This is a genomic window from Microbulbifer pacificus, assembly GCF_002959965.1.
GTDB lineage: Bacteria > Pseudomonadota > Gammaproteobacteria > Pseudomonadales > Cellvibrionaceae > Microbulbifer > Microbulbifer pacificus_A.
This window is the reverse complement of record NZ_PREV01000026.1, coordinates 45845-64709: the sequence shown is the minus strand read 5'-3', so window position 1 is coordinate 64709 and position 18865 is coordinate 45845. Positions and strand designations below refer to the sequence as shown.

Sequence of the window (18865 nt, the reverse complement as noted above, 5' to 3'; positions counted from 1 at the left end):
AGACAGCCGTTTCTCGCGACAGTTCCCTCAGTTCCGCCGTGCACGCCGGGCGGCACGGGTGGACTTGCAGGGTAAATGTTCCATGAATCGCGCATTTCCCAGAACGCGGTTTTCGAATCCGCAGGTAACCAACAATGAATTCTGAGTATGGACCCTGACATGCCGCAATCGCGACTCCGTCTGGCCGACGAGGCAGTAAATGGCCAGATAGACCTCCACTGCCACAGTACCGCGTCGGACGGTATTTTAAGCCCTGAAGCGCTGGTGTCGAGGGCGAAATCGGCGGGTGTGACGCTGTTGGCGCTCACCGACCACGACACTGTCGCCGGATACGCGCAGGCGCGGGACGCTGCAGAGAAGGCGGGCATTTTTCTGCTGCCCGGCATCGAGCTCACGGCCCGCTGGGGACGCCAGGTTGTGCATGTCGTCGGGCTCAATGTAGATCCGGAGTCCGCCGCAATTGGTGGCGCCATTGCCGAACGGGGCAGGTTGCGTGATGCGCGCGCCCTGGAAATCGCCGCCCGGCTGGAAAAACGCGGTTTTTCCGGCGCAATGGCCGGGGCGCGCCAGCACGCGGGAGAAGGGGTGATCGGTCGCCCGCACTTTGCCCGGTGGCTGGTGGAGGCCGGGTATTTGCCGGACGAAGCCAAGGCGTTCAAGCGCTACCTCGGTGCGGGCAAGACCGGCGATGTGTCGGTGGACTGGCCGGACATGGGTACAACCGTGGCCAGCATTCACGCGGCGGGCGGCGCCGCGGTGCTGGCCCACCCCCTCAAGTACGGACTTACCCGCATGCGCCTGCAGTCCCTGTTGGGGGAGTTTCAGGAGGCGGGCGGCGATGCGGTGGAGGTGGTGTGCGGGCAGCAAAACCCGGTGCAGACCCGCGAAATTCTAGCGCTGCTGGAAAGGGTCAGCGCGTCGCGGAGCGGCGGTCGAGCGCTGCGGGCATCCCTCGGCAGCGACTTTCATCAGCCGGACCAACCCTGGCGTGAGCTCGGCAGTGTACACCTGCCGGCGGACGTCGAGCCTGTCTGGGCACTTTGGCGCGGTTAGCGAACACTCGCTGTGCCAACGTGCGTTCGGCCATGGGCTGAACGCGCCGCGATTGGCCGCGGATGTATGGAACGGCCCCGGCGATAGCCCCATGGGCGGCTGCTTGGCAGAGGGGTTTATGGCAAACTGGCGCCACTTCAGATCAATGATATTTTCCGTCTAGGGGGTATGAGAGTGGCGCAGTTCTTCCAGATTCATCCGGATAATCCGCAGGCGCGTCTGATCAGTCAGGCCGCGGAGATCGTCGCGGCCGGCGGCGTGATCGTCTTTCCTACCGACTCCGCTTACGCCATCGGTTGCCGCTTGGGGGAGAAAGTGGCGGTGGAGCGTATTCGCGCCCTGCGTCAGCTGGACAAGGACCACAACTTTACCCTGATGTGCCGGGACCTGTCGGAGCTCGCGAGCTACGCCAAGGTGGACAACCAGATGTTCCGCCTGCTGAAGAACCACACGCCAGGCCCCTACACCTTTATCATGCCCGCCACTTCCGAAGTGCCGCGGCGACTGGCCCATGCCAAGCGCAAGACCATTGGCCTGCGGGTGCCGGACAACGCCATCGTACAGGCGCTCATCAGTGCCATCGGTGAGCCGCTGATGAGTTGCAGCCTGATCATGCCCGGCGAAGATCAGCCCCTGACCGACCCCTACGACATCCGTGACACACTGGAGCACCAGGTGGAGTTGGTGATCGATGGCGGTTTCTGCGGCCTTGAGGCCACCACGGTCGTGGACCTGACTGGCGACGAGCCGGTACTGGTGCGTCAGGGCTGTGGTGCAATTGATGAAATTCTCGGCTGACCCTGATGTATAATCGCCCGTTTGGTTTTGGCTTAGGACTGCAGTGTGTCCAGTGACGACATAGAAGAAGCAACCGGTATCGCGCCCGGCGAGGCTGAAGTGGAGAAGTCCGCAGCGGCCGGCGCTGATTTGCACGCTGATCCCGGGGCGGAGCTGACCTATTCGGTTGAGGTGCTGGAGGAGGAACCGGCGGCTGACGATGCCGCTGCGCAAATCTCTGACACCGAGCCGGCTGCCGGCCCGCGCCAGGGGGAAATGCCCTTCGCCATGGTCGCCGGCAAGGCGTTCACCGATCTGCCCAGTGACCTGTATATCCCGCCGGATGCGCTCGAAGTCATTCTCGAAGCCTTCGAGGGCCCGCTGGACCTGCTGCTGTATCTGATCCGCCGCCAGAACCTCGATATCCTCGAGATCAATGTGGCGGACATCACCCGCCAGTACATGTCCTACGTGGAAATGATGACCGCCATGCGCTTTGAGCTCGCGGCGGAATATCTGGTGATGGCCGCCATGCTGGCGGAGATCAAATCCCGCATGTTGCTGCCGCGCCCGCCGGAAGCGGAGGAAGAGGAGGGGGAAGACCCCCGCGCTGCGTTGATCCGCCGCCTGCAGGAGTACGAACGCTTCAAGACTGCCGCAGAAGATATGGACGAGCTGCCGCGCATGGGGCGCGACACCCATCAGGCCAGTGCCGCGGGCCCCGATCGCAAGCTCACGCGCCCGGAGCCGGAAGTAGACCTGAAGGAAGTGCTGCTGGCCCTGTCCGAAGTACTGCGTCGCGCGGACATGTTCGAGAGCCATCAGGTGGAGCGGGAAAAGCTCTCCACCCGTGAACGTATGACCCAGGTGCTGGATAAAATCCGCCACCGCCAGTTTGTGCCCTTTGTAGCGCTGTTTCGCGCCGAGGAAGGTCGCCTGGGTGTCGTGGTCACCTTCCTCGCGGTGATGGAACTGGTGAAGGAATCCCTGGTGGAACTGGTGCAGAACGAGGCGTTTGGCGCGATTCATGTGCGCTCCCGTGGCGAGGTGCAGCGACCTTCCGACGACGATGACCTGGATCGGGATGACTTCGGCCAAGACGCGGATCTCGGCACTGCTGACGCGCGAGAGGCGTTCTCGGAGGAGGAATCGCCGGCAGCGACCGGAGAGGGGGCCTTTGAGTCACCTGGAGCCGAATCATCGGAGGTTGTGCGGGATATTGCGGATCGCGATGCCACCGGCGAAGAATCCATTGAAGAAACAGACGCGGCGCCAACGCCGTCGCTGTTCAGCTGATAGCGAGTGAACACCAGACCATGAGCATTACCCCGGAATTACTCTGCCGGATCGTGGAAGGCGCGCTGCTGGCGGCGGCCCAGCCGATGTCGGAAGACCGCCTGCTGGCCCTGTTTGAGGAAGACGAACAGCCTGAGCGCGCACAACTGCGGGAGGCGCTGGAGCAGATCGGCCAGCGCTGTGAAGGGCGTGGTTACGAGCTGCGCCAGGTCGCCAGTGGCTGGCGTTTCCAGGTACCGGAAGACCTGGCTCCCTGGGTCAACAAACTGTGGGAAGAGAAACCGCAGCGTTACTCCCGCGCCACGCTGGAAACCCTCGCCATCATCGCCTATCGCCAGCCGATCACCCGTGGTGATATCGAGGAGATCCGCGGTGTGGCGGTCAGTTCCCAGATCGTGCGCAGTCTCGCCGATCGCGGCTGGATCAAGGTCGTTGGACAGCGGGACGTGCCTGGCAAACCCTCGCTCTATGCCACCACCCGTGAATTTCTCGATTACTTCAATCTGAAGAGTCTGGACGACCTGCCCACCCTGGCGGAAATCCGTGATATCGACAGCCTGAATGCGGTTCTGGACCTAGGCATCGATGCCAGCGGCGCCGATGGTGGTGAGCGTGAGGAGGACGCCGGTAATGATGCTGCCGGTGACGATATTGCTAGTGAGGATATCGAGAGCCTGGCGGAAACCGGAATTGAAACCGGCGCCGCAGGGGAGATTCAGCAGGACACTCTGTCGACAGAGGGCGATCTGGCAGAGGCTGAAATAGAAGCAGAGGTCGATACAGCGGCGGAACGCTACGCTGAAGAAACCGAAACCCCGGAAACGGCAACGGACGACGCCGAACCGCCGAGCGACGGGGGTGAAACCGACCTTGAGACCGGTGCTGATGCACCGGTAACCCACGACCATTCAGCGGCAGAAGAGCTGGATGAAGATGACAACAAATTCCCGGAAAATCTCAATACATGAGTCAAGACGCAGCGCCAGCGGGCGAAAAACTGCAAAAAGTACTGGCCCGGGCGGGCCTCGGTTCGCGCCGTGAAATGGAGCGAGCGATCGAAGCGGGTCGCGTCACCGTCAACGGTGAAGTGGCCGGACTGGGCGAGCGGGTAACCGACGACGACCGCGTGGAATTCGACGGCAAGCGCATTGCTGGCGGTGATGAAAACCGCCTGCGAGTCATTCTGTATAACAAGCCCATTGGTGAAATCTGTTCCCGCCACGACCCGGAAGGGCGTCCCACGGTCTACGACCGCCTGCCGCGCCTCGGCAGTGGCCGCTGGATTTCTGTCGGCCGACTGGATTTCAACACCAGTGGCCTGCTGTTGTTCACCAACAGCGGCGAGTTGGCCAACAAGCTGATGCACCCCTCCTCAGTCATCGACCGAGAGTATCTGGTGCGTATCCAGGGCCAGGTGGATGACGAAATGAAGAAGCGCCTGGTAAAAGGCGTGCAATTGGATGATGGCGAAGCTCGTTTTACCGATATCGTTGAGAGTGGTGGCGAGGGCAGTAACCGCTGGTTCTACTGCGTGGTGATGGAAGGTCGCAATCGCGAAGTGCGCCGTTTGTGGGAGTCCCAGGGGGTGCGTGTAAGCCGCCTGAAGCGCGTGCGCTACGGCAGTGTGTTTATCCCGTCCCATGTGCGCGTGGGGCAGTGGATCGAAATGGAACCCAGGGAGATCGACGATCTGTGCATCACTGCCGGATTGCCGAAGCTGGGCCAGCGGCCGCTGACCCAGGCCGAAAAAGAAAACCTGCAGCGACAGCGTCGTAAACTGCGCAAAGCGCCAGCCGCCGCGCCCCTGCGCGCGCCGGCGAAGCCGGTGGCAGGTGGTCCCGCGGCGGGCAAAAGTGTGGCCGCCAAAAGCACTCCAGGCAAAAAGGGCCCGCAAAAGGGCGGTACTCCCTCCAAAAGTGGTGCTCGGAATGCGAGTGGGCGCTCGCGACAGGGGCCCGGTTCGCACAAGTAATCGGCGAGCAGTAAGCCCGCCATGAATGGAAAAGGCAGCCTCGGCTGCCTTTTCTGTAGTAGTGCGTCAGTAGTGTGTGGTCATGCTCAGGGCTGTTCTTCCCGCTCGAACTCTTCCAGCGCGTCGCCATCGCTATCCGGTTCGTCGATTTCATCGTCCTCGATGATTTCGTTCTCCATGCCCGGGTCTATCTCCCCTGGCTCAATGGCACCAGGGCCTGCGGGCGTTGCGTTGTTAGCGTCAGGTGCGGCAGACCCCGCGGGATTGTCTTGGGATTCGACTACGGTTTTCAGTTTCTGCAGTCCTTCTTCGTAGGACTTGCCCACCATTTTGGACACCATCAATCCCATCCAGCGGGCAATGGGGCTGCCTCCCATGTCCGAAGAAAACGTCCAGGTCACGTTGGTGCCGCTGCCCTGCGACTGCAGCTGGAATCCGGATTTGGCCTGGCCCTGGGCGCCGAAATCCAGGTCCATGGCGATGTGGGAATAGGGTTCACTGGCAGTAATGGTCTGCGAGCCTGTGCCCACGCTGGGGTTGTCGCTCTGCCATTTCATTACTGCGCCAATGCCCTCCGGGAAACCCTCATAAGTGTATTCGGTATCCGGATCAATCTGGTACCAGGGGGACCACTGATTGAAGTTGCGGAAGTTGTTGAGGTAGGGAAAAACCACCTCCGGGGGCTTGGTGATGTAGACGCTGCGCTCGGTGGTAGCTACGCGCGGAAAGAGGAAGCCGGCGAGAACCAGCAGGGCGAGAAAAACCAGAATGTACAGTATCCAGCGCATGGCGTGTGTCCCCCTAGGTATTGCCCATATGTTCAGATCCGCCAGTTGGCGCTTCTGGTGCGCAAAGCTGCCAAAGCGGAATGGCCGGACCCGCTGGCCCGGCGCCGTGTTTTATATCGCCATCGAGTGTACTGTCTGGCACCAGGGTTCGCCAGTGGGCGTATTTGGGGGACCAGATTCCCCGCCTGCTTAGAAACTGGTATCCAGAAGCGGCAGGGTGATGCGCACCGAGAGTCCCGCGCCCGGGGCGTTGAAGGCCTTAATGCTGCCACCGTGTTGGGCCACAGTGCGCTGGGCGATGGCGAGACCGAGACCGAAGCCACCGCTCTCCCGGCTGCGGGCTTCGTCGGTACGATAGAATGGGCGAAAAATGGCTTCCAACTCTGTCTCGGGTACACCGTTGCCACTGTCGGTAACCTGAATCTGGCCACAGTCACCTTCCTGCCCGGTCGTCACCGAAATGCGTCCTCCCTCTGTGCTGTACTTGATGGCGTTGCGCAGAATGTTCTCCAGCGCCGCAGTCAATGAGCTGCCGCGGGTGGCTACCAGCATTTCGGTCTCCACACGGCGCATATCGAAGCAGACCCGGTTGTTCTCCGCCTCGTCTTTCAGGTCTTCGGTCAGCGCGGTGAGCAGGCTGTTGAGTTCCACCACGTCGTCCAGCGTGCGCTCATCGCTGCCACTGACCGGCAGCGACAGAATGTCGCCAATGATATCTTCCAGGTAGTCGGCCGCCTTGCCGATTTTGTCGAGTTCCGGATCGAGCGCCTGTACATTCTTCTGTCGCGCGATACCCAGGGCTATCTGCAGGCGTGCCAGCGGTGAGCGCAGTTCGTGGGAGACATCCTTGATCAGACGGCGCTGTTCCGCCATGGATTCCTGGAGTTGTGCGGTCATGGAGTCGAAGTCGGCCGCCAGCTCGCCGAGTTCACGGCTGTGGCTGCCCAGCGTCGGTGTTACCCGGTAACTGAGATCACCCGCTGCAACCCGCCGGGTGGCGGTGCGCAGATTGTCGAGCGGCTTGCTCAGGTAGCGCGCGAGCAGATAACAGGCGAGGCCCGATGCCAGAGAGGTCAGCACCAGAATCGGCCAGAAGCTGCGCAGTATGAAACGCAGCAGCAGTTCACTCTTGCTCTTGCCGGCGATGAATACCACCCGCAGGTTCTCACCGCCGCGTATGGGCACGAAAAAGCCGATGCTCGGCTTCTTGTCCACCATCCCCGGCTCTTCGCGGTTGCGAAAATTGAGCGCTTCGAACAGCGGCGCCATGGACTGGGGTATGGGGCGCCCGAGCACCTCCGTACCGTACCTGTCGATGGCGTAAATCCGCCGGCGGACGTCTTCCGGTTGTTCTTCCAGCCAGTGGACGAAGTGATCCGAACCGCTGCGGCGCGCGATACGTAAATTGTGCGCGATCTGCTCGAACAGCGGGGGGCCCTCCCAGCGGTCTTTCCTGCTGGGGTCTCCAAACTCCCGGATATGGGTTATGTACACCGCCGCCAGCACCATGACCACGGCGGTGAGCCACGCACCGAGAAACACGCGTCCAAAAAGGCTGTTCATAGGTCAGCCCTGCCCACCAGTGAGCATATAACCCGCGCCGCGGATGTTGATGATCAGCTCGCGGCTGGCCCCCTGTTCCGCCAGTTTTTTGCGAATGTTGCTGACATGCACGTCAATGGATCGGTCGTAGGGCATGAGCTTGCGGCCGAGCGCCTGCTCGGTAAGTACTTCTTTGCTGACGACCTCGCCGGCGTGCTCCACCAGAACCCTGAGTACTGAAAATTCCGCACCGGTGAGATTGACAGGCTGTTCCGACCACAGACACAAATGCTCTCGGGGCAGCAGGCGTAGCGCGCCACTGCTGAGGTTATCGTCCGGGCCGCTCGTTTCAGACCGGCCGCGGCGAAGTATCGCGCGCAGTCTCGCCGCCAGCTCGCGCGGGTTACAGGGCTTGGGCAGATAGTCATCGGCCCCCATTTCCAGGCCCACGATACGATCTACCGTGTCGCCCTTTGCCGTGAGCATGACCACCGGAAGTGTGTGGCCGGGGTTGGTGGCATCCTCACGCAGCTTGCGCAGAACATCAAAACCATTGTGGATCGGCAGCATCACATCCAGAACGAGTGCGTCGAACGAGTGGCTGCGGGCGAGTTCGAGACCGCGACCGCCATCGTTGGCGACGGTTACATCAAATCCCTCTCCCCGCAGGAACTCCTCCAGCAGTTCGGTGAGTTCGGTGTCGTCGTCGACCAGCAGGATATGGCTCATTAGGGCTCCACCTTCCATTCATCGGATTTCGGTATATGGCGATTATATGCGTATGACAATGCCCCGCAGGAGCAAGGTTTTGCGTGTTTTACCGTTCTTAACAAATGTTTACCGCACTTATCCCCTGTTTACAGTCCGCCAGCCTAGTATGCACTTACCGAATCGGAAAACACCCAACAGAACTTTTCGGCGGTAACGCCCCACGCATCACGAGAGGATGAACGTTATGAACAAATGGAAAGCACTCGCAGGCAGCCTGATCATCGGCAGCGCGCTGACCACCTCCGGGCTGGTCATGGCCTTTCCCGATGGTGATCACGGTCCTCGTGGCCACCACATGGGCGGTTTCGACAAGGAGCGGATGTTCGAGCATCTGGCGGATGAGCTGGATCTGACCGAAGGCCAGAAGGCTCAGTTGAAAGCCAATCGCGAAGCGGGCAAAGAGGCACGCAAGGCTGACCGGGAAGCCATGCGCGAAGTACACAAGCAGTTGCGCGAAGCGATCGAGTCTGGAGCGGATCAGGCAACCCTGGATAGCCTGGGCGCTAAACTCGGTCAGCTCGAAGTTAAAAAAATGCAGCGCATGCAGGAAAAGCGCGAGCAGTTTGAGTCCATCCTGACACCGGAGCAGAAGGCGAAGCTGGAGGAGCTCAAGTCCGAGCGCAAGGAACGCCATGAAAAGCGCATGCAGCGCTGGAGAGACAAGCAAAACGACGAGTAAATGCGTCTATCTGGTCAGTACGGGTTGCTGACCGTCTCCTCACCCCCGCAGTCAGTGATCCTTGGCTGGCCGGCGTCCACCCCAACAGCCGGCTGACCATCCTTTGGCGCCCCTGCTCAGACAGGGGCTTTTTTTTTGTGGACCACCGCTTCGCTACCGTATCCGCCTTTTACAGCCTTGCTGTACCCGCCCAATGTTGGGAAAATGCCCGCCCGCCGGGCCAGTTCCGGACCTGTTGTCAGTGAGCCCGGAACAGAATGCCCCGGAGAGTTGAGGAGTGAGCGTGAGCAAGATCGGTCTGTTTTACGGAAGTGATGAAGGCAATACGGAAGGCATTGCCCACCGCATCGTAGCCCGCCTGGGGGAAGATCGAGTGGACCTGCACGATATCGCCGACGTTACTCAGCTTGAAATCGCGGGCTATGAGCAGCTGATTTTCGGCATTCCAACCTGGGACTTTGGCCAGATCCAGTCCGACTGGGATGACTTCTGGGAAGACGTCAAGGAAATCGACTTCAGCGGCAAAACTGTGGCGTTGTTTGGTCTCGGTGATCAGTTCGGCTACGGCGACTACTTCCTCGATGCTATGGGTATGTTGCACGACGTCATCGTTGCCGGTGGTGCCACTATTATTGGCCATTGGCCTACCGCGGGCTACGAATTCGAAGCTTCCAAGGCGCAGGTGCCCGGGCAGGATCTCTTTGTCGGCCTTGCCATCGACGAAGACCAGCAGGAAGAGCTCACCTGTGCGCGTCTTAACGACTGGTGCGAGCAGATTGCTGAAGAGTTCGGTCTGGACGGCGGTGCCGACAGCGTCGCGTTGCTGGAGGATTGATGCACTCATGACTCATCCCGACACTCTTACTTTGCAGGACTTCTGGCCCTGGCTTGCGGACCACTGCAATTGCATCCTGCGTGCGGGCACGCCGGACTCGATTTTGTATGACGATGACGATTTCTTCTGGCGCTTCACCCATGAAAATGCCAATACCCTGTTGGTTCAGCTGGTGAAAGGAAAGCGCCTGGTGGGCGAAGTATTTATCGAGCCGGACCTGGTCAGTTCTGTGCGTATCACGCCGGGTGAAAAAGAGGATGTAATCTTCGACCTGATGGCTGAGGCCGATGGAGAAGAGCAGGTGCTGTACTACTTTGTGATGGCTCACGGTTACGATGTGCATGAGCCGTCTACCGTGGTGGCACGTCACGGCAGGTTGCACTGAGATAAACATCCATAAAAAACGCGGCATTTCGCCGCGTTTTTTATTTGCATCACGATTCCGCGGGTTTGCCGCTTTTCTCAAGCTGCTCCAGAAGTGTCTCGGCGTGGCTACTTCAACAATCCCACAAGGATTTCCCGGTACATTTCTTTGATCAGATCCAGGTCGTCTGCCTTTACGCACTCGTCCACTTTGTGAATCGTGGCATTCACCGGCCCAAGTTCTACCACCTGTGCACCGGTGGGGGCGATAAAGCGGCCGTCGGAGGTTCCGCCGGCGGTAGATAGTTCGGTTTCGCGGCCGGTGACCTTGCGAATGGCGGCTTGTGCGGATTCCACCAGCGGACCTTCAGCGGTGAGGAAGGGTTGGCCGGAGAGGTTGAAGTCGGCTTCGTATTTGAGCCCGTGCTTGTCAAAGATGGCGCGCGCGCGACGTTCGAGGTCTTCGGCAGTGGTCTCGGTGGAGAAGCGCCAGTTGCACACGACTTTGACGTCTCCGGGAATCACGTTGGTGGCGCCGGTGCCTCCGTTGATATTGGAGACCTGAAAGCTGGTGGCCGGGAAGAAGTCATTGCCCTGATCCCACTCTTCCGCTGCCAGCTCGGCGAGTGCCGGGGCGAGCTTGTGCACCGGGTTTTCTGCCAGGTGCGGGTAGGCCACATGTCCCTGAATGCCGAACACGGTGAGCTCGAGGCCGAGAGAACCACGGCGGCCATTCTTGATGACGTCGCCGGCGAGGGTGGTGCTTGATGGTTCACCGACAAGGCACCAGGTGATTTTTTCATTGCGGGCTTCCAGCCACTCGACCACTTTGACGGTGCCGTGTTTGGCCGGGCCTTCTTCGTCACTGGTGATGAGGAAGGCAATGCGGCCTTTGTGGTCAGGGTGGGCGGCGACGAATTCCTCACAGGCGACGACCATGGCGGCCAGGGAACCTTTCATATCGGCGGCGCCGCGGCCGTAGAGCATGCCGTCGATGATTTTGGGTTCGAATGGCGGGTTTTGCCAGTTGGCGGCTGGGCCGGTTGGTACTACGTCGGTGTGGCCGGCGAAAGCAAACAGCGGGCCTTCGTCGCCGCGTACGGACCAGAAATTGTCGGTATCGCCGAAGCGCAGATGTTCGGTTTTGAAGCCGATTTTTTCCAGGCGCTCGAGCATCAGTTCCATGCAGCCTGCGTCTTCGGGGGTAACGGATTGGCGACGGATCAGGTCGCAAGTCAGTTGTACTGTTGGGGTCATTTATTTTGGCCCTGCTCCGAGGTCTTGGAGCACTGTTCCTGTTTTGTGGCGGCCTGCCTGCCGGGGGCTGTTCGCGAGACACGCCGTGAACCCATCCCTGGGGGCTCTTCTAAAACATCCCTGTTTTAGAAGGTCTCGCGAACAGCCCCCGGCAGGCAGGCCTTCGCATTGAAATTAATCACACGGAATTAATTAAGTAGAACGACCAATTTGTTGTAATCGAAGTGCAAAAGGTCGATTTTAGGCGAAGCGCTGGGTGGAGCCTTTCGGAACCGTCGGCGACAGGGCCGAAGGCGCCGCGATAGCGGCCGGACCGTCGCCGCCGGAGCTTACAGGGATGTATTCACAGCGATTCCGAAAGACTCCACCCAGTGATTTGCCGCCACCGGACCCGCTTCAAGCGGACCCGCGGCAGAAAAGCTCTCAAAACTTTAATTAATTGCTATGCAGTTCCGCATTCAATTCAACGGCACTCTTGTTGGTCAAACACTCAACCGCACCAGTAGAAGAGTTGCGGCGGAACAGCAGATCAGATTTGCCCGCCAGATCCCGCGCTTTTACTGACTCGACCACCGCGCCTTTGTCATCCAAAACGGCAACCTTGGTGCCGGAGGTGATGTACAGGCCGGATTCAACAGTACAGCGATCGCCCAATGGAATACCTGTCCCGGAGTTAGCGCCGAGCAGGCAGCCTTCGCCAAGGGAGATTACGATGTTGCCGCCGCCGGACAGGGTGCCCATGGTGGAGCAGCCGCCGCCCAGGTCGGAACCGGCACCAACGAATACGCCGGCGGAAATGCGCCCCTCAATCATGCCCGGACCTTCGGTGCCCGCGTTAAAGTTCACAAAACCCTCATGCATGATGGTGGTGCCTTCGCCGAGATAGGCACCGAGGCGCACACGCGCCGTGTGCGCGATGCGCACACCTTTCGGGACTACGTAGTTGGTCATTTTGGGGAATTTGTCCACGCACGCCACTTCCAGCAGTTCGCCTTTCAGACGCGCTTCCAGCTGGCGGGCGGGCAATTCGGCGAGATCAATCGCGCCTTTGTTGGTCCACGCCACGTTCGGTAGCTGACCGAAAATACCGTCCAGCTTTGTGCCGTGGGGTTTTACCAGGCGGTGTGACAGCAGATGCAGTTTCAGATACGCCTCGGGTACCGACTGCGGTGCATCGTCACTGTGCAGTACGACGGCAACCAGCGGGCGTTGACTACTGGCGAACTGGCGCAGAATGGCGGCCTGTTCGCCAGCGCCGGCGGCATCCAGTTCTGAGGCCAGCGGTTGCAGTTGGGCTTCTTCCAGGGCAACGGCAACATTGCCGCCGGAGATGTCGAGTACTCCGGTCACTGCCTTTGCGATTTCTTCCGAGGGGCTCAACAGCGGTTGAGGAAAATAGACTTCCAGCCACTCACCTTTCTCATTGCAGGTGCCGACGCCGAAGCCGATGCTGTAAAGATTGCTCATGTGGGTTTCCTTTTCCTTAATCTGTGTTTATTCGGTAATACGCTCGTGTCCATTTATGACTTGATGAATGCAGCGTAGTCGTCGGCCTTGAAACCGAACAGGGTATTACCGCCGTGGGTCAATACCGGGCGTTTGATCAGTGTGGGCGTAGTGTTAGCGAGTACTTCTGCACTTGTGTTGTCGATCCCGTTTTTCTGTGCGTCGCTGAGCTCGCGCCAGCTGGCAGAGCGGCGATTCAGTACCTGCTCCCAGCCAAATTCGCCGAGCCACTCCGTCAGTGGCACATGGTTCATGCCATCCTCGCGGAAGTCGTGGAAGGTATAATCCACCTGGTGTTGCTCCAGCCACTTGCGGGCCTTTTTTACGGTGTCGCAGTTCTTGATGCCGTAAAGGGTAATCATGGTTATTCCTGTTCGTCGTCTTGCTGCCTCGATCTGAAATCAGGCCTTTTTCGTTTTCTTGGGATTTTTGCGTGCGGGATAGCAGGTGGTGCAGATCTCGCATACGGTGCCATCACAGCCGCGCGCGGAGCAGTATTCGCGGCCGTAGAAAATGATCTGCAGATGCAATTTGTTCCATTTGTCTTTCGGGAACAGGCGCTTCAGGTCTTTTTCCGTCTGAACCACATTCTTGCCGGAGGTCAGACCCCAGCGCTGGGCGAGACGGTGGATGTGGGTGTCCACCGGGAATGCCGGATGGCCAAAGGCCTGCGACATCACCACGCTGGCGGTTTTGTGCCCCACGCCCGGAAGGGTTTCCAGTGCAGCCATGTTTTCCGGCACTTTGCCGTGGTACTGATTGACTAATATTTCTGAAAGCTTCTGTATCGCCTTTGATTTTTGTGGCGACAGGCCACAGGGGCGAATGACTTCGCGGATTTTCTCCACGGGCACCTGCGCCATATCGTGAGGATTGTCTGCGAGTTTCCACAGTCCAGGCGTCACCTGATTTACCCGCTCGTCGGTGCACTGGGCCGAGAGCAGCACTGCTATCAGCAGAGAATAGGCATCGAAGTGATCCAGTGGAACCGGAGTTTCCGGATAGAGCTCTTCCAGACGGTTCTGGATGTAGTCCACCCGCTCCTGTTTTAAAAGATTTCTCGCGCTCATCTGTTCGACAGTAGGCATCCTGATTACTAACTACAGGCAGAAGCGGCGTATGCGCTGCGCCGCGTCGATACATTCTTCCAGGGTGGCAACGAGGGCCATGCGCACGTATTCCGAACCGGGGTTTACGCCGTTGGCTTCGCGAGCCAGGTAGGCGCCAGGGAGGACGGTGATGTGCTGCTGGTGGAACAGCTCGCGGGCAAAGGTTTCGCCATCGCCTACTCTGGGCCAGAGGTAGAAGCTTGCTTCGGGCTTCTGCACGTCCAGGCAACCGTCGAGTATCTCCAGTACGGCGTCGAATTTCTGCCGGTACAGCGCGCGGTTTTGCTTTACGTGTTGTTCGTCCTGCCATGCTGCGATGGACGCATACTGGGTGGGCACCGGCATGGCGCAGCCGTGGTAGGTGCGATAGAGCAGGAATTTTTCCAGGATCTCGCCATCACCGGCAACGAAGCCTGAGCGCAGTCCCGGAAGATTGGAGCGTTTCGACAGACTGTGAAAGACCACACAGCGGTGATAATCATTGCGGCCGAGATCCGCGCAGGCTTGCAGCAGGCCGGCCGGCGGATTGCTCTCGTCAAAATAAAGCTCTGAATAACACTCGTCGGAGGCGATGATGAAATCGTATTTGTCTGCGAGTGCAATCAGTTGTTTCAGATCGTCGAGATTCAGCAGTGCACCGGTGGGATTGCCGGGGGTGCACAGGTAGAGCAGGTCGCAGGTCGCCCAGACGGATTCGGGTACAGCACTGAAGTCCGGCTTGAATCCGGTGTCCGCGCTGCAGTTGATAAAGTGCGGTGTGGCGCCGGCGAGAAACGCGGCCCCCTCGTAGATCTGGTAGAAGGGGTTCGGCATCAGCACGGTAGAACCGGGGGTGACCACAGCCTGAGCGAAGGCGAACAGCGCCTCTCGGGTGCCATTGACCGGAATGATCTGAGTATCGGCGCACACCGTTGGTAATCGGAAGCGGCTGCACAACCACTGCGCAATGGTTTCCCGCAGTGGGTCGATTCCCTTGGTGAGCGGGTAGGCGGCGAGCTTGTCGAGGTTGTCGATCAATTCGTCGCGCACGAACGCGGGTGGCGTGTGCTTGGGCTCGCCGATAGACAGCGCGATATGGGCAAGCTCCGCCGGTCCTTCAAAACCCTCTTTCAGTTTTGCCAGTTTGGCAAACGGATAGGGCTGCAGCTGTTGCAAATTTGGATTCATCTTCTTTTCCGCTTATTCGCGTGTTCTTATCTCGGACTCTGTCATTTACTGCTGCGGTGGCAGAGTTGCCTGGTGTGCATCCAGTTCCTGGCAAATGGCCTGTTCTAAAAGTTCGATCAGCGCCGGGTCCGTGAGCGGTTCGTCGTTGGCATCGGTAATATGAAAGATATCCTCCACCCGTTCCCCCAGTGTGGAAATTTTGGCGTTGTGCAGGCGCAGGTCGTGGGTAATGAAAATTCGTGCAATGCGCGCCAACAGTCCGGGGCGGTCGGCACTGATGATTTCAAGGGTGCTGTAGGTATCTTCCGGCTCGGTGGAAATGTGAGCCTGGCTCGACAGGTGGAACATTTTCAGGCGACGCGGGGTGCGGCGCTTGATGACCTTGGAGTAATCACCCACCAGCTTCAGTTCTTTCTGCAGTGTCTTGCGGATCTGTTCCAGTCGCTGGGGTTCGTCCAGCAACGGCTGGCCGCTTTCATCCAGTACGTAGAAAGTGTCCAGCGTGTAGCCGCCAGCGGAACTGTACAGGCGCGCGTCGTGAATGTTCAGGTTCAGCATGTCGAGGCCGGTCACCACCGCCGCGAACACGTTGGGTCTGTCCGGGGTGTAGACGAACACTTCGGTGGCGCCGTCGTGTTCACCGGGGCCGGAGTTGCGGGTGAGCACCAGGGTGTCACTGTCGGCGTCGCGCTTGGGATCTTTCTGTAGCTGATAGATGGCAGCCGTGTGCCAGGTGATATTGTCGGCGCTCTCGCGCACGAAATAATCCTCACCCATTTCACACCAGATATCTTCCACCGCGTTACTGGGAAGTCCCATGGCTCGCAGCATGTTGCGTGCCTGGGCCTGGGTTTCCTCATAGATTTCGTCGCGGTCAATGGGGTTTTCCAGGCCGCGGCGCAGGGCGCGCTGGGTGTACTGGTACAGCTGGCGCATCAGGCTCGCACGCCAGCTGTTCCACAGGTCCGGGTTGGTGGCGTTGATATCGGCTACGGTCAATGCGTACAGGTAGTCCAGGTGCTCGCGGTCGCCCACTTCGGCAGCGAAGGCATGCACCACTTCGGGGTCGGTGATGTCCTGCTTCTGCGACACGGCACTCATCAACAGGTGCTTTTCCACCAGCCAGCACACCAGTCGGGTGTCGCGGGCCGAGAGGCCGTGGCGCACGCAGAAGGCTTCCGCGTCGATCACACCGAGTTTGGAGTGATCGCCGCCACGGCCTTTGGCGATGTCGTGATACAGGCCGGCGATATACAGCAGTTCCGGCTTGCGCATACGCGCGAGAATTTCCGCGGCCAGCGGGAATTTTTCCCAGGCGTCATCGCCGCGGAATGCGCGCATGTTGCGCACCACCTGCAGGGTGTGGGCGTCCACGGTGTAGATATGGAACAGGTCGTGCTGCATCTGCCCGGTAACACGACCGAACTCTGGCAGGTAGCGACCGAGAATGCCGTAGCGGGTCATGCGCGTAAGCTGGGTGGACAGACCGCGGGGACTGCGCAACAGCTGCATGAACAGGCGCGCATTGGTCGGGTCCGCGCGAAACTGATCGTCGATGAGGTAGCGGTGCTCGCGGATCAGACGGATGGTGGAGGCGCGCACCCCCTGGATGTCCGGGTTTTTTGCCATCAGCACAAAGATTTCCAGAAGCGCTGAGGGGTTCTCGGTAAACGTGCGGGTGACTGCGGCTTCGATGGTGTTGCCACGCAACTGGAAGCGCTCGTTGATGGTGGTGACGGGCAAGTGTTTGCCGCGCTGCAGGATGACCTCGTCGAGGAACTGCAGCAGCACATCGTTCAGCTCTCGCAGCGCCATCACAATGCGGTAGTAAGTGTGCATAAACTGCTCGACCGCCAGGTGCGAGTCGCTGTCCTTGTAGCCAAACTCCCGTGCCAGCTCGCGCTGATAGTCGAACAGCAGCCGCTCTTCCGGACGGCCCGCCAGCAGGTGCAGGCCATAGCGCACCCGCCATAAAAAATCTTCACCGGACTGCAGGATGGCGAACTCCTGTTCGGTGAAAAAACCTTTGCCCTGGAGCTGTTTCAGGGTGCGTACCTGAAAATAGCGCTTGGCCACCCAATTGATGGTCTGGATGTCGCGCAGGCCGCCGGGCGCATTTTTGATATTGGGCTCAAGGTTGTATTCGGCTCCGCGCTGTTTGCGGTGGCGCTCCTCCTGCTCCTCAAACTTTGCCTGGAAGAACTTGTCGGCGGGCCAGATGGCATCCGGCGTCATGCGCTCGGTCAAGGTCTCACACAGAGCGGGGTTACCCACCACCGTGCGGCACTCCAGCAGGTTGGTGGCCACGGTGATGTCCGAAGCCGCCATTTCCACACAGTGTTCGATGGTGCGCACCGAGTGGCCAATGTCCAGCTTCAGATCCCACAGAAACGCCACCAGACGCTCGATGTTGTCGATCATCGCTGCGTCTGGTGTGTCGTCACTCAGAATCAGCAGGTCGATATCGGATTTGGGGTGCAGCTCTCCGCGGCCGTAGCCACCGACTGCCAGCAGGGCGATATTCTGCGGCCACTGGTATTGATACCAGGCGTAGTGCAGCAGGCAGTCCACGAACAGTGCACGCTCATAAACCAGGGTGCGCACATCTTCGCCCTCGCGAAAGCGCTGCGCCATCTGGGTATTTGCGGCCCCCACTGCGTCGCGGAATATTTCCAGGCGAGGGCGGGTGCCCGCTTCGAGGTCGCGGCGGAAGCGTGACTGATCGAAGAAAAACAGGGGCTTTTCAAAATGCGGGATCTGGGCCAGCTGCATGGAATTCATCTATATAGATTCCGGTTCGGCACGGGCTCATCTCTGTGCCGGTTGTTCCTTCCCTGGCCGCTACCGGCCATGTTCGCGCGATAATACCGCCTCAACAGCGGGGGCTTAGAAAGACTCCTCCGTGCGCGCGGTCAGGACTTCAACGCCGGTGCCGGTGACCACCATGGTGTGCTCCCATTGGGCGGACAGGCGGCGGTCTACGGTCACGGCGGTCCAGCCGTCGCGCAGCACGCGGCTGCCGGGTTTGCCGGCGTTGATCATGGGTTCGATGGTGAAGGTCATGCCTTCTTCCAGCACCTGTCCGGTGCCGGGTTTACCGTAGTGCAGGATTTGCGGGTCCTCGTGGAAGACGTCGCCGATGCCGTGGCCGCAGAAGTCCTTCACCACCGAGTAGTAGTTGCTCTCCGCGTGCTGCTGGATTACGTGGCCGATATCGCCGAGAGTGGTGCCGGGGCGCACGATGTCGATGGCTTTGTACAGACACTCCTGAGTGACCTTGACCAGTCGTTCCGCATGGGGTGCGGGGGTGCCGACGAAGTACATCTTGGAGGTGTCGCCGTACCAGCCATCCTTGATGACCGTTACGTCGATATTAATGATGTCACCTTTCTTCAGCACCTTGGATTCCGACGGGATACCGTGGCAGATGACCTCGTTGACCGAGGTGCAGATGGACTTGGGAAAACCGCGGTAACCGAGGCATGCGGGGATTGCCTGCTGCACGTTGACAATGTAGTCATGGCAGCGACGGTCCAGCTCCTCGGTGGTGACGCCGGGAACCACATACTCGCCAATCATCTCCAGCACTTCGGCGGCTAGGCGCCCCGCGGTGCGCATTTTGGCAATCTGTTCCGGTGTCTTTACAGCGTTGGTCATGAAGTTTTCCAGGTAACTCGTTCGTGGCTTGATCGGTATGTCATCCGGCGCCGTGGCGCCAGGTGGCCGGTCGCGGCGCGGTATTGTAGCGGA

General features: G+C 59.7%; 18 protein-coding genes. 8 read left to right on the top strand and 10 right to left on the bottom strand.

Features of this window, described 5'->3' with window-relative positions; translation table 11 throughout:
* The first annotated feature begins 159 nt into the window (after positions 1–159).
* The 5 genes from C3938_RS00885 to rluB all read left to right on the top strand — a co-directional run bounded on the left by C3938_RS00885 (position 160) and on the right by rluB (position 5098).
* Positions 160–1053 (top strand): PHP domain-containing protein, encoded by an 894-nt coding sequence (locus C3938_RS00885; protein WP_105103143.1) that lies wholly within the window; start codon positions 160–162, stop codon positions 1051–1053.
* A gap of 174 nt (positions 1054–1227) precedes the next feature.
* Positions 1228–1851, top strand: a complete 624-nt coding sequence (locus tag C3938_RS00880) for an L-threonylcarbamoyladenylate synthase (RefSeq protein ID WP_105103142.1) — start codon at positions 1228–1230, stop codon at positions 1849–1851.
* Between the two features lie 153 nt (positions 1852–2004).
* Positions 2005–3126, top strand: coding sequence for a segregation and condensation protein A (locus tag C3938_RS00875; protein ID WP_418903579.1), 1122 nt, complete (start codon positions 2005–2007; stop codon positions 3124–3126).
* A gap of 20 nt (positions 3127–3146) precedes the next feature.
* Complete coding sequence (scpB, locus tag C3938_RS00870) at positions 3147–4094, top strand: SMC-Scp complex subunit ScpB (RefSeq protein ID WP_105101400.1); 948 nt, start codon at positions 3147–3149, stop codon at positions 4092–4094.
* Positions 4091–5098, top strand: coding sequence for a 23S rRNA pseudouridine(2605) synthase RluB (rluB, locus tag C3938_RS00865; protein ID WP_233998570.1), 1008 nt, complete (start codon positions 4091–4093; stop codon positions 5096–5098). Before scpB ends, rluB begins: the two co-directional genes overlap by 4 nt.
* 86 nt (positions 5099–5184) lie before the next feature.
* On the opposite strand, the gene C3938_RS00860 is transcribed toward rluB, so the two are convergent.
* From C3938_RS00860 to C3938_RS00850, 3 genes are all read right to left on the bottom strand, one after another.
* A complete protein-coding gene (locus tag C3938_RS00860; protein WP_105101399.1) occupies positions 5185–5886 on the bottom strand; it encodes an SRPBCC family protein in 702 nt (233 codons plus the stop codon).
* A 189-nt stretch (positions 5887–6075) separates the two neighbouring features.
* Entirely contained in the window at positions 6076–7449 is a 1374-nt protein-coding gene (locus C3938_RS00855; protein ID WP_105101398.1) for an ATP-binding protein, read from the bottom strand.
* A 3-nt stretch (positions 7450–7452) separates the two neighbouring features.
* Entirely contained in the window at positions 7453–8157 is a 705-nt protein-coding gene (locus C3938_RS00850) for a response regulator transcription factor (protein WP_105101397.1), read from the bottom strand.
* Positions 8158–8383: 226 nt separating this feature from the next.
* Here C3938_RS00850 and C3938_RS00845 point away from each other — a divergent pair, with 226 nt between their 5' ends.
* The 3 genes from C3938_RS00845 (at position 8384) to C3938_RS00835 (ending at position 10098) form a co-directional block, all read left to right on the top strand.
* The gene (locus tag C3938_RS00845) at positions 8384–8878 is read left to right on the top strand and encodes a Spy/CpxP family protein refolding chaperone (RefSeq protein WP_158681510.1); all 495 of its coding nucleotides are present in this window, start codon (positions 8384–8386) and stop codon (positions 8876–8878) included.
* A gap of 283 nt (positions 8879–9161) precedes the next feature.
* Positions 9162–9713 (top strand): flavodoxin, encoded by a 552-nt coding sequence (locus C3938_RS00840; RefSeq protein ID WP_105103140.1) that lies wholly within the window; start codon positions 9162–9164, stop codon positions 9711–9713.
* A gap of 7 nt (positions 9714–9720) precedes the next feature.
* Entirely contained in the window at positions 9721–10098 is a 378-nt protein-coding gene (locus tag C3938_RS00835; protein WP_105101395.1) for a hypothetical protein, read from the top strand.
* A 107-nt stretch (positions 10099–10205) separates the two neighbouring features.
* Here the strand turns inward: C3938_RS00835 and dapE are convergent, their stop codons facing one another.
* The 7 genes from dapE to map form a co-directional block, all read right to left on the bottom strand.
* Entirely contained in the window at positions 10206–11333 is a 1128-nt protein-coding gene (gene dapE, locus C3938_RS00830) for a succinyl-diaminopimelate desuccinylase (protein ID WP_105101394.1), read from the bottom strand.
* A 435-nt stretch (positions 11334–11768) separates the two neighbouring features.
* Positions 11769–12800 (bottom strand): 2,3,4,5-tetrahydropyridine-2,6-dicarboxylate N-succinyltransferase, encoded by a 1032-nt coding sequence (dapD, locus tag C3938_RS00825; protein WP_105101393.1) that lies wholly within the window; start codon positions 12798–12800, stop codon positions 11769–11771.
* 53 nt (positions 12801–12853) lie between these two features.
* Positions 12854–13201, bottom strand: coding sequence for an ArsC family reductase (locus C3938_RS00820; RefSeq protein ID WP_105101392.1), 348 nt, complete (start codon positions 13199–13201; stop codon positions 12854–12856).
* Between the two features lie 39 nt (positions 13202–13240).
* Positions 13241–13927, bottom strand: coding sequence for an endonuclease III (nth, locus tag C3938_RS00815; protein ID WP_418903556.1), 687 nt, complete (start codon positions 13925–13927; stop codon positions 13241–13243).
* Between the two features lie 12 nt (positions 13928–13939).
* Entirely contained in the window at positions 13940–15115 is a 1176-nt protein-coding gene (gene dapC, locus C3938_RS00810; protein ID WP_105101390.1) for a succinyldiaminopimelate transaminase, read from the bottom strand.
* Positions 15116–15160: 45 nt separating this feature from the next.
* Positions 15161–17896 (bottom strand): [protein-PII] uridylyltransferase, encoded by a 2736-nt coding sequence (locus C3938_RS00805; protein WP_105101389.1) that lies wholly within the window; start codon positions 17894–17896, stop codon positions 15161–15163.
* 105 nt (positions 17897–18001) lie between these two features.
* Complete coding sequence (gene map / locus C3938_RS00800) at positions 18002–18772, bottom strand: type I methionyl aminopeptidase (protein ID WP_105103139.1); 771 nt, start codon at positions 18770–18772, stop codon at positions 18002–18004.
* Between the last annotated feature and the right edge of the window lie 93 nt (positions 18773–18865).

What these genes read in the sequence shown, in the direction of transcription:
- C3938_RS00885 (WP_105103143.1), top strand. Translation starts at nt 160, where the DNA reads ATGCCGCAATCGCGACTCCGTCTGGCCGACGAGGCAGTAAATGGCCAG.
- scpB (WP_105101400.1), top strand. Translation starts at nt 3,147, where the DNA reads ATGAGCATTACCCCGGAATTACTCTGCCGGATCGTGGAAGGCGCGCTG.
- rluB (WP_233998570.1), top strand. Translation starts at nt 4,091, where the DNA reads ATGAGTCAAGACGCAGCGCCAGCGGGCGAAAAACTGCAAAAAGTACTG.
- C3938_RS00860 (WP_105101399.1), bottom strand. Translation starts at nt 5,886, where the DNA reads ATGCGCTGGATACTGTACATTCTGGTTTTTCTCGCCCTGCTGGTTCTC.
- C3938_RS00855 (WP_105101398.1), bottom strand. Translation starts at nt 7,449, where the DNA reads ATGAACAGCCTTTTTGGACGCGTGTTTCTCGGTGCGTGGCTCACCGCC.
- C3938_RS00850 (WP_105101397.1), bottom strand. Translation starts at nt 8,157, where the DNA reads ATGAGCCATATCCTGCTGGTCGACGACGACACCGAACTCACCGAACTG.
- C3938_RS00845 (WP_158681510.1), top strand. Translation starts at nt 8,384, where the DNA reads ATGAACAAATGGAAAGCACTCGCAGGCAGCCTGATCATCGGCAGCGCG.
- C3938_RS00835 (WP_105101395.1), top strand. Translation starts at nt 9,721, where the DNA reads ATGACTCATCCCGACACTCTTACTTTGCAGGACTTCTGGCCCTGGCTT.
- dapE (WP_105101394.1), bottom strand. Translation starts at nt 11,333, where the DNA reads ATGACCCCAACAGTACAACTGACTTGCGACCTGATCCGTCGCCAATCC.
- dapD (WP_105101393.1), bottom strand. Translation starts at nt 12,800, where the DNA reads ATGAGCAATCTTTACAGCATCGGCTTCGGCGTCGGCACCTGCAATGAG.
- C3938_RS00820 (WP_105101392.1), bottom strand. Translation starts at nt 13,201, where the DNA reads ATGATTACCCTTTACGGCATCAAGAACTGCGACACCGTAAAAAAGGCC.
- nth (WP_418903556.1), bottom strand. Translation starts at nt 13,927, where the DNA reads ATGCCTACTGTCGAACAGATGAGCGCGAGAAATCTTTTAAAACAGGAG.
- dapC (WP_105101390.1), bottom strand. Translation starts at nt 15,115, where the DNA reads ATGAATCCAAATTTGCAACAGCTGCAGCCCTATCCGTTTGCCAAACTG.
- C3938_RS00805 (WP_105101389.1), bottom strand. Translation starts at nt 17,896, where the DNA reads ATGAATTCCATGCAGCTGGCCCAGATCCCGCATTTTGAAAAGCCCCTG.
- map (WP_105103139.1), bottom strand. Translation starts at nt 18,772, where the DNA reads ATGACCAACGCTGTAAAGACACCGGAACAGATTGCCAAAATGCGCACC.